Origin of the sequence: Streptomyces griseus subsp. griseus, assembly GCF_000720255.1 — a bacterium.
GTDB lineage: Bacteria > Actinomycetota > Actinomycetes > Streptomycetales > Streptomycetaceae > Streptomyces > Streptomyces griseus_I.
The window spans coordinates 1-371 of sequence record NZ_JOJE01000184.1; the positions used below are offsets into that span (position 1 = coordinate 1).

Consider the following 371-nt stretch of genomic DNA (forward strand, 5'->3'; position numbering starts at 1 on the left):
GGCAAGCTGCTCATCGTCGACTGCGGCGTGCTGTTCCCCGAGGAGACCCAGCCCGGCGTGGACGTGATCCTGCCGGACTTCACCTCGATCCGGGACCGGCTGGACGACATCGTGGCCGTCGTCCTCACCCACGGCCACGAGGACCACATCGGCGGCGTGCCGTACCTGCTGCGCGAGCGGTCCGACATTCCCGTCGTCGGCTCCAAGCTGACGCTGGCGTTCCTGGAGGCCAAACTCAAGGAACACGGCATCCGGCCGCGCACGGTGCGGGTCCGGGAGGGCGACCGGCGTGGCTTCGGGCCCTTCGACTGCGAGTTCGTGGCGGTCAACCACTCCATCCCCGACAGTCTCGCGGTCGCGATCCGCACCCG

General features: G+C 69.5%; 1 protein-coding gene. It reads left to right on the plus strand.

The window, feature by feature from the left end:
* The coding region (locus IG99_RS43700) for an MBL fold metallo-hydrolase (RefSeq protein WP_037684619.1) at window positions 1–371 on the plus strand (371 nt) is incomplete at both ends.